We start from the raw sequence: 13,092 nt of genomic DNA on the forward strand, positions 1-13,092 counted from the left end.
CACCGTAGACAACCCGGCGTGGTTTGTAAACGTCGTGCCAGGCTTCGAAAAAAGGTCCGGGCCAGCCGAACGCAAGCGGTAGGTAAGCTGCCCATGTGAAGGCCGTCACCCACCCCGCCCCGGCGCGCACCCGGGACCGGCTGCTGGACGCGGCCGCCGGCCTCATCGCCGCGGACGGCTGGGCCGCGGTGACGATGGGCAAGCTGGCCGCGCAGGTCGGCGTCAGCCGGCAGACCGTCTACAACGAACTCGGGTCCAAGGCCGAGCTCGCCGAGGCGTTGCTGCTGCGGGAAACCGGGCGGTTCGCCGAGCGCGTGAGCGAGGTCGCCGCGGCGCACCCCGGCCGCCCGGTCGACGGCGTCACCGCCGCCTTCCGCGAGATCCTCGAAGCCGCCCGGGTCAACCCGCTCCTGCTGATCGCCCTCGGCTGCCCCCAGGCCGGCCGCGACGACTTCCTCCCGCTGCTGACCACCCGCCCCGAGGGCGTGCTGGCGCGCTCGGTCGACACCGTGGCGGCGGTGTTCGCGCGGTGCTACCCGGAGGCCGGGCTGACCCCGTCGGAGTGGACGGTCGCGGTCGAGGCGATCGTCCGGCTGCTGCTTTCCCACCTGGTGCAGCCCAGTGGCTCGGTGGCGCACGCGAGTGGTCAGATGCGCTGGGTGATCGGCCGGATGCTGGGCGCCTGACGCCGCAGGTGGCCCCCGGCCCGGTGGCGAACGCCCCTGGCCTAGACTCGGACGTCCCGGTCTGCAGGTGACCGGGGGCATTTCCGCAGGATTGTCCACCACAATCGTTACCGCTCGAGGAGAAGACCTTGAAGAGCACCGTCGAGCAGCTCAGCCCGACGCGAGTCAAGATCAATGTCGAGGTGCCGTTCGACGAGCTCAAGCCGAACTTCGACCGCGCCTACCGCAAGATCGCCCAGCAGGTGCGCATCCCGGGCTTCCGGCCCGGCAAGGCGCCCGCTCGCGTCCTGGAAAGCCGGATCGGGCGCGGCCCGGTGCTCGACGAGGTCGTCAACGAGGCCATCCCGGCCAAGTACATCGAGGCCGTCCGCGCCAACGAGGTCCGCACGCTCGGCAACCCCGAGTTCGACGTGACCAAGCTCGAGGACCGCGACGTCCTCGAGTTCACCGCCGAGGTCGACGTGCGCCCGGAGATCGAGCTGCCCGACCTGGACGGCTTCGCGATCACCGTCGACGACGTCGAGCTGACCGACGCGGAGGTCGACGAGCAGCTCGACGAGCTGCGCGCCCGCTTCGGCACGCTGACCGGCGTCGAGCGCCCGGCCGAGACCGGCGACTTCGTCTCGATCGACCTGTCCGCCACCGTCGACGGCGAGACCGTCGAGGAGGCGAGCACCAGCGGGCTGTCCTACGAGATCGGCTCCGGCCAGCTCGTCGACGGCATCGACGAGGCGATCGTCGGCGCGGCCGCCGGTGAGACCAAGACGTTCACCACCCAGCTCGTCGCCGGAGAGCACGCCGGCAAGGACGCCGAGGTGACCGTGACCGTCCAGTCGGTCAAGTCGCGCGAGCTGCCCGAGGCCGACGACGAGTTCGCCCAGATGGCCAGCGAGTTCGACACGATCGAAGAGCTGAAGAACGACCTGCGCGAGCGGCTCGGCCGGGTCAAGAAGATGCAGCAGGGCGTCCAGGCCCGCGACAAGGTGCTCGACGAGCTCCTGGAGCGCACCGAGGTGCCGATCCCGGAGAAGGTCCTCGACGCCGAGATCGAGAACCGCAAGCACGACGCGATCCACCCGTTCGACCACGACGAGGACCAGTTCGCGAAGGCCCTCGAGGCCGAGGGCCGCACGCTCGAGGAGTTCGACGCGGAGACCCGCACCGAGTCGGAGAAGGCCGTCCGCACGCAGCTGCTGCTGGACACCATCGCCGACAAGGAAGCGGTGTCGGTCAACGACGGCGAGCTCACCGAGCGGATCATCTACCAGGCCCAGCGCTTCGGGATCAGCCCGGACGAGTACGTCCAGCGCGCCCAGCAGTCCGGCCAGCTGACCGCGATCTACGCCGACGTGCGCCGCGGCAAGGCCCTCGCCTCGGTCGTCCGGAAGACGACCGTGACCGACGGCTCGGGTGCCGAGGTCGACCTCTCGGAGCTGTTCGGCAGCGACGAGCCGGCCGTCGACGCGGCAACCGAAGAGACGCAGGTCACCGACGAGACGGCGAAGACTCCGGCGGAGTGAAGCTGTGAGCGAACTTGGGCGGTGTCAGGCATTCTGCACCGCCCGAGTTCGTTAGGGTCGGATACAAGATCTCAAGCATCTGAAACGACAGCGGCGGCCGTCAGCACCGGGCCACCGCCGGCGAAAAGGCAGGCAGACGTGACGCAGCACACGCCCGAGGCGCGGACCGGCACCGCAGGGCTCACCCTCACCGACTCGGTGTTCGAGCGGTTGCTCCAGGAGCGCATCGTCGTCCTCGGTTCCGAGGTCAACGACGAGATCGCCAACCGGATCACCGCGCAGCTGTTGCTGCTCGACGCGGACGACGCCGAGTCCGACATCCGCTTCTACATCAACTCGCCGGGTGGCTCGGTCACCGCCGGGTTCGCCATCTACGACACCATGCAGCTGATCCGCCCGGACGTCGCGACCTACGCGATGGGCATGGCGGCCTCGATGGGGCAGTTCCTGCTCTCCTCGGGCACGCCGGGCAAGCGCTACGCGCTCCCGCACGCGCGCATCCTGATGCACCAGCCGTCGGCCGGGGTCGGCGGCACCGCGTCGGACATCGCGATCCAGGCGGACCTGTTCAACAAGTGGAAGCGGGAGCTGGCGCAGATCACCGCGGACCAGACCGGCCAGACGGTCGAGCAGATCATCAAGGACGGCGACCGCGACCGCTGGTTCACCGCGCAGGAGGCGAAGGACTACGGCTTCGTGGACCACGTCCTCACGGCCGACATCGCCCGCCCGGGCTCGCGCTGAGCCCGAAGCACCAAGGAGACTTTCGATGAGCAACTTCAGGCTCCCGGGTGATGACTTCCGGGCTCCGAACACCCCCCAGTCGCGGTACATCCTGCCGTCCTACGTCGAGCGCACCAGCTACGGCGTCAAGGAGTCGAACCCGTACAACAAGCTGTACGAAGAGCGGGTCATCTTCCTCGGCGTGCAGGTGGACGACGCCTCGGCCAACGACGTGATGGCCCAGCTGCTGCACCTCGAGCACGAGGACCCGGACCGCGACATCCTGATCTACATCAACTCGCCGGGTGGCTCGTTCACCTCGCTGATGGCGATCTACGACACGATGCAGTTCGTCCGCCCGGACATCCAGACGTACTGCCTCGGCCAGGCCGCCTCGGCCGCCGCGGTGCTGCTGTCGGCCGGCACGCCGGGCAAGCGCTACGCGCTGCCGAACTCGCGCGTGCTGATCCACCAGCCGGCCACCGAGGGCACCTACGGCCAGGTCTCCGACCTCGAGATCCAGGCGAACGAGATCCAGCGGGTGCGGCGCCAGATGGAGGTCATCCTGGCCAAGCACACGAACAAGGACCCGGACCAGATCCGGACCGACATCGAACGCGACAAGATCCTGACCGCCGAAGAGGCCAAGACGTACGGCATCATCGACGAGGTGCTGCCGTACCGTAAGGCGTCGGCTCTGTAGATCCGCCAGGCCGGTGTGTGTCGAGAAGACGACACACACCGGCATCCTGGTTTAGGGTCGTCCTCTGACGTGCTGCCGGAGCTCGTGGGTGTTCCCGCCCGCGGCATCGGACGGGTACCGTCAGTGGCAATGCGTGAGGCTCCGCCCGGTCCTGGGTGACCAGGGGTGTCGCACCGTCGCAACACACGTCAGGCGCGGAAACCCGCGCCGGAGGGGACGAGGTCAACGGCCATGGCACGGATCGGTGACGGCGGAGACCTGCTGAAGTGTTCTTTCTGCGGGAAGAGCCAAAAGCAGGTGAAGAAGCTCATTGCCGGCCCCGGGGTCTACATCTGCGATGAGTGCATCGACCTCTGCAATGAGATCATCGAGGAGGAGCTGGCCGAGGCCGGCGACGTCAAGCTCGACGAGCTGCCCAAGCCCGCCGACATCCACGAGTTCCTCGAGCAGTACATCATCGGCCAGGAGGACGCCAAGCGGACCCTCGCGGTAGCGGTCTACAACCACTACAAGCGGATCCAGGCGGACGACAAGGCCGGGCCGAAGGACTCCAAGGAGGAGTCGGTCGAGCTCGCCAAGTCGAACATCCTGATGCTCGGCCCCACCGGGTGCGGCAAGACCTACCTCGCGCAGACGCTCGCGAAGCTGCTGAACGTGCCGTTCGCCATCGCGGACGCCACGGCGCTGACCGAGGCGGGCTACGTCGGCGAGGACGTCGAGAACATCCTGCTCAAGCTCATCCAGGCGGCGGACTACGACGTCAAGCGGGCCGAGACCGGGATCATCTACATCGACGAGGTCGACAAGATCGCCCGCAAGAGCGAGAACCCGTCGATCACCCGGGACGTCTCGGGTGAGGGCGTCCAGCAGGCGCTGCTGAAGATCCTCGAGGGCACCACCGCCTCGGTGCCGCCCCAGGGCGGCCGCAAGCACCCGCACCAGGAGTTCATCCAGATCGACACGACGAACGTGCTGTTCATCGTGGCCGGCGCGTTCGCCGGGCTGGAGAAGATCATCAACGAGCGGGTCGGCAAGCGCGGCCTCGGCTTCGGTGCGGAGATCCGCACCAAGTCCGAGATCGAGGAGAGCGACGTCTTCTCGGACACCATGCCCGAGGACCTGATCAAGTTCGGGCTGATCCCGGAGTTCATCGGCCGCCTCCCGGTCGTGGCGACGGTGAACCACCTGGACAAGGACTCGCTGGTCAACATCCTGACCCAGCCGCGCAACGCCCTGGTGAAGCAGTACAAGAAGCTCTTCGAGATGGACAACGTCGAGCTCGAGTTCACCAAGACCGCGCTCGAGGCCATCGCCGACCAGGCGGTCCTGCGCGGCACCGGGGCCCGCGGCCTGCGTGCGATCATGGAAGAAGTGCTCCAGCCGGTGATGTACGACATCCCGAGCCGCGACGACGTGGCGAAGGTGGTCATCACCGAGCAGACCGTCCGGGAGAACGTGAACCCGACGATCGTCGCCCGGCAGCCGACGCGGCGCGCGCGCAGCGAGCGCGGCGAGAAGTCGGCCTGACGCCGGGCGTCTCCGGGCCACCCGGCCCGGAGACCCGACAGGAAAGCTGAATGACTGCTGATTCTCTCCCGGGTTCCGGGGCCGGTCCCGGTGGTGGCGTGCAAGCGCCACCACCGCCGGCCCCGGTACCCGATGAGCCCGCTCCGGCGGCGCCCGTCCTCGGGTTCCGCGAGCTGAGCGAACGCGTGATCGCGTCCGCGTTCGAGCGCTACCCCTGGCTGAACCGCGTGCTCATGGGCGTGCTGGCCGTGTGCACCGGCACCTGCGTCGTAGCCGTGGTGGCCCGGCTGTCGCCGTTGCCGCTGATCCCGGTGCCGTTGTTCGTCGTCGCGGGGTACGCCCTGCGGCAGGCCCGCGGCGTGACCGCCCGGCGGCCGTTCGTCAACTGGGTGGTCCTGTTCGCCCTCGCGACCCTGCTCGGCTTCTGGCTGATCTCGGTCGTCGGCCGCTGGGTCGAGTGAATTCCGGACGTACGTAGGGTTTGAGCGCTACGGCGGTTGGGTAAAACTTTTCTGTGGTCGATGCCCTCAGTCCGTTCCGGCATCCCGCACTTTTCTACCGCGGTGACGAAGAGTATCTGGACGGTGTCATCCCGTACCTGCTCGAAGGTCTCGACCGCGGCGAGCCCGCGGCCGTCGCCGTTCCCGGCCGTAATCTGCTGCTGATCGAAAAGGCCCTGGAAGACCGCGCCGGCGAAGTCCGGCTGATCGACATGCAGCGCGCGGGCCGCAACCCCGGGGCGATCCTGCCGTCGGTGCTGCACGCCTTCGCTGCCGCGCACGAAGGCCCGGTGCGCATCGTGGGGGAGCCGATCTGGGCCGGCCGCTCGGCTTCGGAGTACCCGGCGTGCGTGGTGCACGAAGCCCTGATCAACAACGCCTTCGCGGGGCGTGACCTGGCGGTCCTCTGCCCGTACGACGTCGGGGCGCTGCCGCCGCCGGTGCTGGCCGACGCCGAGCGGACCCACCCGGAGCTGTGGGGCCTGGCCGGTCCGTTCGTCAGCTCGCGCTTCGACCCCGACGGCGTCCGCGCGGACTTCACGCGGCCGCTCGACCCGCCGCCGGGCGCGGTCGAGCGCGGGTTCGACCTCGGGCAGCTGGCGTCGCTGCGCGGCTTCGCGGAGATCTGGGCCGCTCGCCACGGCCTGCGCCGGCCCCGCCGCGACGACTTCGCGCTGGCGATCGCCGAGCTGACCACGAACAGCGTCCTCTACGGCGGCGGCACCGGCCTCCTGCGGCTGTGGGCGGAGCCGACCGAGGTGATCGGCGAGGTGACCGACACGGGCACGATCGCCCAGCCCCTGGCCGGCCGCATCCCCCCGCCGGCGGCCACCCTGGGCGGCCGCGGCCTCCTGCTGGTCAACCGCCTGGCGGACCTGGTCCGCACGTACTGGGTCCCAGGCCGCACGACCACCCGCATCCACTTCACCCGATGAGGGGCCGCGGCGGGTCGGCTGGCGTACCTGGAGGGTCGGCTGGCGTACCGACCGTCTGGGTACGCGAGCCGACCGTCGGGGTACGGGTCAGTCGGCGCGGGGGACGTGCTTGCCGAGGAAGCTGATCAAGCTGGGCACCACCGTGCGGTTGAACGGGTCGCCGTGCTTGCCGTGCGCGGTGTGCGCGACCGCCGGGCGGGCCGCTTCGATGTAGCGCCTGACGCCGGTGATGAACGAGTCCTCCGTGCCGCACCAGATGCCGTTGGCCACGCCCTTGGTCTCGTCGACGTGGCGCAGCGGGTCCAGGGCCGTCCAGTCCTGGATGCCGGTGAAGATGTGGCGCTTGGCCATCTCCGGCCACGACGTGATCAGCGCCGGGGCCAGCGTCGCGACGGCGGCGGGCGGCTGGCGGCGCTCGACGCGGCGGCGCGTGTACACCAGCGCGCCGAATCCGCCCATCGACACGCCCGTGCAGCCGAACGGCTGCCCGGTGGGCCCGGCGAAGCCGCGGGCCCGCAGCCACTGCGGCACCTCCTCCAGCAGCATCGCCATGGGGTCGTCGCCGGGGTGGACCTCGTGCCAGTAGTTGTCGCCGCCGTCGACGGCCACGAAGCCGAACGCCGGGACCGCCTTGCGGGCGACGTCGCTGGCCAGCTGCTTGAGCGTGCCGGTCGGGGCCGCGCTGCGGGCGTTGCCGTGCAGGCCGTGCAGCACCAGCGACATCGGCAGCCCCTTCGGCGGGGTCTTCGACGGCAGGATGAACACCAGGTCGACCATCCGGCCGCGCGCGGCGGAGTAGACGCGCTCGACGCGGGTGCTGCCCAGCTGGGTAGTCGGGTTCGACGACGTCACGCCCAGCGTCCGCTGCAGGGCCTGGCTGAACGGCAGCTTGCCGGTCGCCGTGCCGGCGGCCAGACCGGTCACGGCCAGCCCGGACGCGCCCGCGATCAGCACCGACCGGCGGCTCAGCCACCGCCGGGCGCCCTGGACCGCCTCGGCGACCGTCCCGGCCGGCTCCGCGTCCCCGTTTTCCTCGTTCACCCTGTCTCCATCCCCCTGCCCCCGTAATCAGAGACGCCGCGCAGCCGCTCCGCGTTCCCTCGCGTCCCTGTTCACCGGGTCAATCGTTACCACCCTGCCCGGCGTTTCCGGTCCTCGCTCGCCAAACGGCCTTCGCCGCTTCGGCCGACTCCCGGGCCCGGTCCACAGTGTCCCCGAGGCCCGCCGCCATGGTGATCCCGAGGGGGACCAAAATGTGGTCTATGCCCTGTTCGGCGGGGCCGAAGTGACCGGACGCCTCCAGCGTGACGAACCCGTGCAGCGCGCTCCACAGCTGGGCGGCGGCCTGGTACTCGTCCGCGGCCCGGAACCGGCCGGCCGCGATCGCCCGCGCGGTGGCCCGGACGATCGGGGCGAACGCCTCCAGCCCCTCCGGAGCGGCTTCGCGGCCCTCCTCGGTGGTCAGGTCGGACAGCGTCGCCCGCTTGCCGCCGGGCGCGGACTGGCCGAACGCCACCGCGAACAGCTGCGGCCGCTCGGCGACCACCTGCCGGTAGGTGCGGGCCAGGCTGAAGATGTCCGCCACCGGGTCGTCGGTCTCGCCGACCTGCGCCAGCTCCTCCGAGAGGCGCCGGAACCCCGCCCGCGCGACCTCGTCGACCAGTGCGGCCATGCCGCCGAAGTGCGTGTACACCGCCATCGTCGAGGCGCCGACCTCCGCCGCCAGCTTCCGGGCCTGCAGGGCCTCCGGGCCGCTCTCGTCGAGCAGCCGGATGGCGGCTTCGACGAGCCGGGCCTTGACGTCGGTCGCGCGCGGTTTCGGGCTCATGCTTGCCAGTATCCCATAACCCTGTTATACCTGGATGCATAACCGAGTTATGGAAACCGTGGAGAGGTCACATGGGCAACAAGTTCCTCGAAGGCAACTTCGCTCCGGTCAGCCGGGAGCACACGATCACCGAGCTCGCCGTCACGGGCGCGATCCCGGAGTTCCTCGACGGCCGCTACCTGCGCAACGGCCCCAACCCGCTGTCCGAAGTGGACCCGGCGGCCTACCACTGGTTCATGGGCGACGGCATGGTCCACGGCGTGCGCCTGCGCGACGGGACGGCCGAGTGGTACCGCAACCGGTGGGTCCGCAACCCCGCCGTCACGGCCGCGCTGAACGGCGAGGACGCCGGCCGGTTCTGCGGCCTGGACGCGCTCGGCGCGAACACCAACGTCATCGGCCACGCGGGCAAGACCCTGGCCCTGGTCGAGGCGGGCGCGCCGATCTACGAGCTGACCGACGAGCTCGACACCGTCGGCCTCTGCGACTTCGACGGCACCCTGCCCGGCGGCTACACCGCCCACCCCAAGCGCGACCCGGCCACCGGCGAGCTGCACGCCGTCTCGTACTTCTTCGGCCTGGGCAACCAGGTCCGGTACTCGGTGCTCGACACGGCCGGCCGGGTCCGCCGCACGGTCGACGTCGAGGTCACCGGGTCGCCGATGATGCACGACTTCTCGCTGACCGAGCGGCACGTCGTGTTCTACGACCTGCCGGTGACCTTCGATGCCGAGCAGGCGGTCGCCGCGAGCGTGCCGGGGGTGCTGCGCGCGCCGGCGAAGCTGGTGGTGTCGGCCATGGTCGGCAAGGTCCGCGTGCCGGACCCGGTGACCGCGATGATGGCCCGCAAGATCGGCGCGAACGGCGGCCTGCCGTACCGCTGGAACCCGAAGTACCCGGCCCGGATCGGCGTGATGCCGCGCGAAGGCGGCAACGGCGACGTCCGCTGGTTCGAGGTCGAGCCGTGCTACGTCTTCCACCCGCTCAACGCCTACGACGACGGCGACGGCATCGTGCTGGACGTCGTCCGCCACCCGCGGATGTTCGACACGGAGCTGCACGGCCCGGACGAAGGCGGCCCGACGCTGGACCGCTGGACCGTGGACCTGACCGCGGGCAAGGTGCTGGAGGAGCGGCTCGACGACCGCGGCCAGGAGTTCCCGCGCGTCGACGAGCGCCTGGTCGGGCGCCGCCACCGCTACGGCTACGCGATGTCCGCCGACGACGGCGCGCAGCCGGGCGGCTCGCTGTACAAGCACGACTTCCGGACCGGCACCCGCGCCGAGCGCGCGTTCGGCGCGGACCGGCAGCCGGGCGAGTTCGTGTTCGTCCCCCGCCACGACGACGCGGCGGAGGACGACGGTGTCCTGATGGGCTTCGTGTTCGACCCGGCGACGCAACGCAGCGACCTGACGATCCTGGACGCGGAAACGCTGGAGACGGTGGCGGCCGTCCACCTGCCCGACCGCGTGCCCCACGGCTTCCACGGCAACTGGGTCGCCTCGGTCTAGGTCAGCACGCGGTGGTCGCCGGTGTAGAGGTTCATCGAGTCGCCGCGCAGGAAGCCGACGAGGGTCATGCCGTTCTCCTCGGCCAGCTCCACCGCCAGCGACGACGGCGCGGACACCGCGGCCAGCAGCCCGATCCCGGCCATCGCCGCCTTCTGCACCAGCTCGAACGAAGCGCGCCCGGACACCAGCAGGCCGTGGCCGGGCGCCGGGATCCGGCCTTCGAGGACCGCCCAGCCGAGTACCTTGTCGACCGCGTTGTGCCGGCCGACGTCCTCGCGGACGACGGCGATTTCGCCCTCCGGGGTGAACAGGGCCGCCGCGTGGAGGCCGCCGGTGCTGGCGAACACCTTCTGCCGGGCGCGCAGGGCGTCCGGCAGCGCCGACAGCGTCTCGCTCTTCACCGCGAACGCCGCCGAAGCGGGCGAGAAGCGGGTGCGGAGCTTGACCGCGTCGAGGGCCGCCTTGCCGCAGACACCACACGATGAGGTGGTGTAGAAGTTGCGCTCGACGCCGGTGTCCGGCGGCGGCACGCCGTCGGCCAGCGCGATGTCCAGCACGTTGTAGGTGTTGCGGCCCTGGTCGTCGACGCCGTCGCAGTAGCGGGCGACGGCCACGTCCTCGCGGCCGCCGATGACCCCTTCGGACAGCAGGAAGCCGTGGGCCAGCTCGACGTCGTGGCCGGGGGTGCGCATGGTGACCGCCAGCGCCCGGCCGCCGACCCGCAGCTCCAGGGGCTCTTCGGCCGCGAGCGCGTCGGGACGGCGCCGGTCCCCGGTCGCGGAGATCCGCCGCACCGGCCTGCGCACGGTCACCCTGCCCATCGGCACACCTTTCGCTGCCCGGAAGTTCGACACTCGTATGGTGCAACACCGGGAAATTGGTAATACATTCCCACCATCATCCCCAGAGTACGGAGGGAACCGATGGCTCTCGGCTTCCTGGACCGATCCCGGATCGTGGCACCGCCCGGCTGGACGCGCTGGCTGGTGCCGCCGGCGGCCCTGTCGGTACACCTGTCGATCGGGCAGGCCTACGCGTGGAGCGTGTTCAAGACCCCGCTCGAGAAGACGCTGCACCTGAACGGCACGCAGAGCTCGCTGCCGTTCCAGCTCGGCATCGTCATGCTCGGGCTGTCCGCCGCGTTCGGCGGCACGCTCGTCGAGAAGAACGGCCCGCGCTGGGCGATGTTCGTGTCGATGTGCTGCTTCGCCAGCGGATTCCTCGTTTCCGCGCTCGGCGTGGCGACCGGGCAGTTCTGGCTGGTCGTGCTCGGCTACGGCGGCATCGGCGGGGTCGGGCTCGGGATCGGCTACATCTCGCCGGTGTCGACGCTGATCAAGTGGTTCCCGGACCGGCCGGGCATGGCCACCGGCATCGCGATCATGGGCTTCGGCGGCGGCGCGCTGATCGCCTCGCCGTGGTCGTCGTCGATGCTGGGCACCACGCCGACGACGAGCACGATCGCCACGGCGTTCCTGGTCCACGGGATCGTCTACGCGGTGTTCATGTCGATGGGCTGGCTGCTCGTGCGCGTCCCGGCCGACGACTGGAAGCCGGCCGGCTGGACGCCGAAGACCGACCACGGCAAGGCGATGATCAGCACGGCGAACGTCTCGGCCGCCAACGCCATCAAGACGCCGCAGTTCTGGTGCCTGTGGGTGGTGCTGTGCTTCAACGTCACCGCGGGCATCGGGATCCTGGAAAAGGCTTCCCCGATGATCGTCGACTTCTTCAAGAACACGTCGACGCCGGTCGGCACGGCCGCGGCGGCCGGGTTCGTCGCGCTGCTGTCGCTGTGCAACATGCTCGGCCGGTTCGTCTGGTCGTCCACATCGGACCTGGTCGGCCGCAAGAACATCTACCGCACCTACCTCGGCGTCGGTGCGCTGCTGTACCTGGTGATCGCGCTGACGCAGAACTCGTCGAAGCTCGTGTTCATCCTGTGCGCGATGGTGATCCTGTCCTTCTACGGCGGCGGGTTCGCGACGGTCCCGGCCTACCTCAAGGACCTCTTCGGCACCTACCAGGTCGGCGCGATCCACGGCCGGCTGCTGACGGCGTGGTCGGTGGCGGGCGTGCTCGGCCCGCTGATCGTCAACCGCATCGCCGACGGCGAGAAGGCGGCGGGCAAGTCCGGCCCGGACCTGTACACGACGTCGTTCTACATCATGATCGGCCTGCTCGTGGTCGGCTTCGTGGCCAACGAGCTGGTGCGCCCGGTCAAGGAGAAGTACCACGAGCCGGCCCGCGAGCCGGTCAGGAGTGAGGCGTGATGAGCGAACCGTCGACGAAACCCGCCCGGGTGCCGCTGATCGTGCTGGCCTGGGCGTGGGTGGTCATCCCGTTCGGGTACGGGGTGTACCAGCTGTTCCTCAAGCTGGTGCAGTTGTTCGGATGAGCAGGGGAGTCCTGGTCACCGGCGCGTCCCGCGGCATCGGGCGCGCCGTGGCCACGGCCTTCGCGGCGCGCGGCGACCGCGTGGCCGTCCACTATGGACATCGCGCGGCCGACGCCGAAGCCACGTTGGAAGCGCTCGCCGGCGAAGGGCACCTGCTCATCAGCGGTGACCTCGCCGACCCCGAGGCGGCCCGCAAGCTCACCGACGCGGCCGAAACCGGGCTCGGCGGGGTCGACGTGCTGGTCAACAACGCCGCCGTGGCGACTTCGCCGGAGACCGCGCACCCGGTCGACGCGGTGTCCTACGCGGACTGGCAGGCGATCTGGCGGCGCACCCTCGACGTCAACCTCGTCGGCGCCGCGAACCTGAGCTACTGCGTCGCCCGGCACCTGATCGGGCGGGGTGTCCCCGGCCGGATCGTCAACGTCGGGTCGCGCGGGGCCTTCAAGGGCGAGCCCGACCACCCCGCGTACGGCGCGAGCAAGGCCGCGTTGCACGCGTTCGGGCAGTCGCTCGCCGTCTCGCTGGCGCCGCACGGGATCTCCGTCACCTCGGTCGCTCCGGGCTTCACCGCCACCGAGCGCGTGGCCGGCCGGATCGACGACGCCCTGCGCGCGCAGAGCCCGTTCGGGCGGGTCGGCACGCCCGAAGAGGTCGCGGCGGCGGTGGTGTACCTGGCTTCCGCCGAGGCGACCTGGGCCGCCGGCGCGATCCTCGACCTCAACGGGGCCTCGCACCTGCGGATGTGACGCCGGTCACCG

At 70.3% G+C, this 13,092-nt stretch carries 14 protein-coding genes; 11 read left to right on the forward strand and 3 right to left on the reverse strand.

Features of this window, described 5'->3' with window-relative positions:
• Positions 1-95 precede the first annotated feature (95 nt).
• From C2L59_RS07360 to C2L59_RS07390, 7 genes are all read left to right on the forward strand, one after another.
• A complete protein-coding gene (locus tag C2L59_RS07360; protein WP_103348742.1) occupies positions 96-686 on the forward strand; it encodes a TetR family transcriptional regulator in 591 nt (196 codons plus the stop codon).
• A gap of 128 nt (positions 687-814) precedes the next feature.
• The gene (tig, locus tag C2L59_RS07365) at positions 815-2,206 is read left to right on the forward strand and encodes a trigger factor (protein WP_103348743.1); all 1,392 of its coding nucleotides are present in this window, start codon (positions 815-817) and stop codon (positions 2,204-2,206) included.
• A gap of 138 nt (positions 2,207-2,344) precedes the next feature.
• Positions 2,345-2,950, forward strand: a complete 606-nt coding sequence (locus tag C2L59_RS07370; protein ID WP_013228512.1) for a ClpP family protease — start codon at positions 2,345-2,347, stop codon at positions 2,948-2,950.
• 25 nt (positions 2,951-2,975) lie between these two features.
• Entirely contained in the window at positions 2,976-3,632 is a 657-nt protein-coding gene (locus tag C2L59_RS07375) for an ATP-dependent Clp protease proteolytic subunit (protein ID WP_103348744.1), read from the forward strand.
• Between the two features lie 231 nt (positions 3,633-3,863).
• On the forward strand, positions 3,864-5,159 hold the full coding sequence (gene clpX / locus C2L59_RS07380) for an ATP-dependent Clp protease ATP-binding subunit ClpX (protein ID WP_004562779.1): 1,296 nt from the start codon (positions 3,864-3,866) through the stop codon (positions 5,157-5,159).
• 50 nt (positions 5,160-5,209) lie between these two features.
• Positions 5,210-5,620: a hypothetical protein gene (locus tag C2L59_RS07385; protein WP_103348745.1), complete on the forward strand. Its 411-nt coding sequence runs from the start codon at positions 5,210-5,212 to the stop codon at positions 5,618-5,620.
• A gap of 53 nt (positions 5,621-5,673) precedes the next feature.
• The gene (locus C2L59_RS07390; RefSeq protein WP_103348746.1) at positions 5,674-6,594 is read left to right on the forward strand and encodes a sensor histidine kinase; all 921 of its coding nucleotides are present in this window, start codon (positions 5,674-5,676) and stop codon (positions 6,592-6,594) included.
• Between the two features lie 87 nt (positions 6,595-6,681).
• Here C2L59_RS07390 and C2L59_RS07395 read toward each other — a convergent pair whose 3' ends face one another.
• Both C2L59_RS07395 and C2L59_RS07400 read right to left on the reverse strand, forming a co-directional pair.
• Positions 6,682-7,635, reverse strand: a complete 954-nt coding sequence (locus C2L59_RS07395) for an alpha/beta hydrolase family protein (protein WP_103348747.1) — start codon at positions 7,633-7,635, stop codon at positions 6,682-6,684.
• Between the two features lie 79 nt (positions 7,636-7,714).
• The gene (locus C2L59_RS07400) at positions 7,715-8,422 is read right to left on the reverse strand and encodes a TetR/AcrR family transcriptional regulator (protein ID WP_103348748.1); all 708 of its coding nucleotides are present in this window, start codon (positions 8,420-8,422) and stop codon (positions 7,715-7,717) included.
• A 71-nt stretch (positions 8,423-8,493) separates the two neighbouring features.
• Between C2L59_RS07400 and C2L59_RS07405 the strand changes: the two genes are divergently transcribed.
• Positions 8,494-9,933, forward strand: a complete 1,440-nt coding sequence (locus tag C2L59_RS07405; protein ID WP_103348749.1) for a carotenoid oxygenase family protein — start codon at positions 8,494-8,496, stop codon at positions 9,931-9,933.
• Here the strand turns inward: C2L59_RS07405 and fdhD are convergent.
• Positions 9,930-10,754, reverse strand: coding sequence for a formate dehydrogenase accessory sulfurtransferase FdhD (fdhD, locus tag C2L59_RS07410; RefSeq protein WP_103348750.1), 825 nt, complete (start codon positions 10,752-10,754; stop codon positions 9,930-9,932). The two genes, C2L59_RS07405 and fdhD, sit on opposite strands and share 4 nt — an antisense overlap.
• A 102-nt stretch (positions 10,755-10,856) precedes the next feature.
• On the opposite strand from fdhD, the gene C2L59_RS07415 reads away from it, so the two are divergent.
• Genes C2L59_RS07415 through C2L59_RS07420 form a run of 3 tightly spaced genes read left to right on the forward strand, consistent with a single transcriptional unit; the run spans position 10,857 to position 13,080 of the window.
• Positions 10,857-12,206, forward strand: a complete 1,350-nt coding sequence (locus C2L59_RS07415; protein WP_103348751.1) for an OFA family MFS transporter — start codon at positions 10,857-10,859, stop codon at positions 12,204-12,206.
• Positions 12,206-12,331, forward strand: coding sequence for a hypothetical protein (locus C2L59_RS49790; RefSeq protein WP_255410247.1), 126 nt, complete (start codon positions 12,206-12,208; stop codon positions 12,329-12,331). The genes C2L59_RS07415 and C2L59_RS49790 overlap by 1 nt, the downstream gene beginning before the upstream one ends.
• Complete coding sequence (locus C2L59_RS07420) at positions 12,328-13,080, forward strand: SDR family NAD(P)-dependent oxidoreductase (protein ID WP_103348752.1); 753 nt, start codon at positions 12,328-12,330, stop codon at positions 13,078-13,080. The genes C2L59_RS49790 and C2L59_RS07420 overlap by 4 nt, the downstream gene beginning before the upstream one ends.
• Positions 13,081-13,092 lie beyond the last annotated feature (12 nt).

This window comes from Amycolatopsis sp. CA-128772 (genome assembly GCF_002904295.1).
In the GTDB taxonomy this organism is placed as follows: Bacteria; Actinomycetota; Actinomycetes; order Mycobacteriales; family Pseudonocardiaceae; genus Amycolatopsis.

What these genes read in the sequence shown, in the direction of transcription:
- C2L59_RS07400 (WP_103348748.1), bottom strand. Translation starts at nt 8,422, where the DNA reads ATGAGCCCGAAACCGCGCGCGACCGACGTCAAGGCCCGGCTCGTCGAA.
- C2L59_RS49790 (WP_255410247.1), top strand. Translation starts at nt 12,206, where the DNA reads ATGAGCGAACCGTCGACGAAACCCGCCCGGGTGCCGCTGATCGTGCTG.
- C2L59_RS07420 (WP_103348752.1), top strand. Translation starts at nt 12,328, where the DNA reads ATGAGCAGGGGAGTCCTGGTCACCGGCGCGTCCCGCGGCATCGGGCGC.
- C2L59_RS07415 (WP_103348751.1), top strand. Translation starts at nt 10,857, where the DNA reads ATGGCTCTCGGCTTCCTGGACCGATCCCGGATCGTGGCACCGCCCGGC.
- C2L59_RS07375 (WP_103348744.1), top strand. Translation starts at nt 2,976, where the DNA reads ATGAGCAACTTCAGGCTCCCGGGTGATGACTTCCGGGCTCCGAACACC.
- fdhD (WP_103348750.1), bottom strand. Translation starts at nt 10,754, where the DNA reads ATGGGCAGGGTGACCGTGCGCAGGCCGGTGCGGCGGATCTCCGCGACC.
- C2L59_RS07405 (WP_103348749.1), top strand. Translation starts at nt 8,494, where the DNA reads ATGGGCAACAAGTTCCTCGAAGGCAACTTCGCTCCGGTCAGCCGGGAG.
- clpX (WP_004562779.1), top strand. Translation starts at nt 3,864, where the DNA reads ATGGCACGGATCGGTGACGGCGGAGACCTGCTGAAGTGTTCTTTCTGC.
- C2L59_RS07385 (WP_103348745.1), top strand. Translation starts at nt 5,210, where the DNA reads ATGACTGCTGATTCTCTCCCGGGTTCCGGGGCCGGTCCCGGTGGTGGC.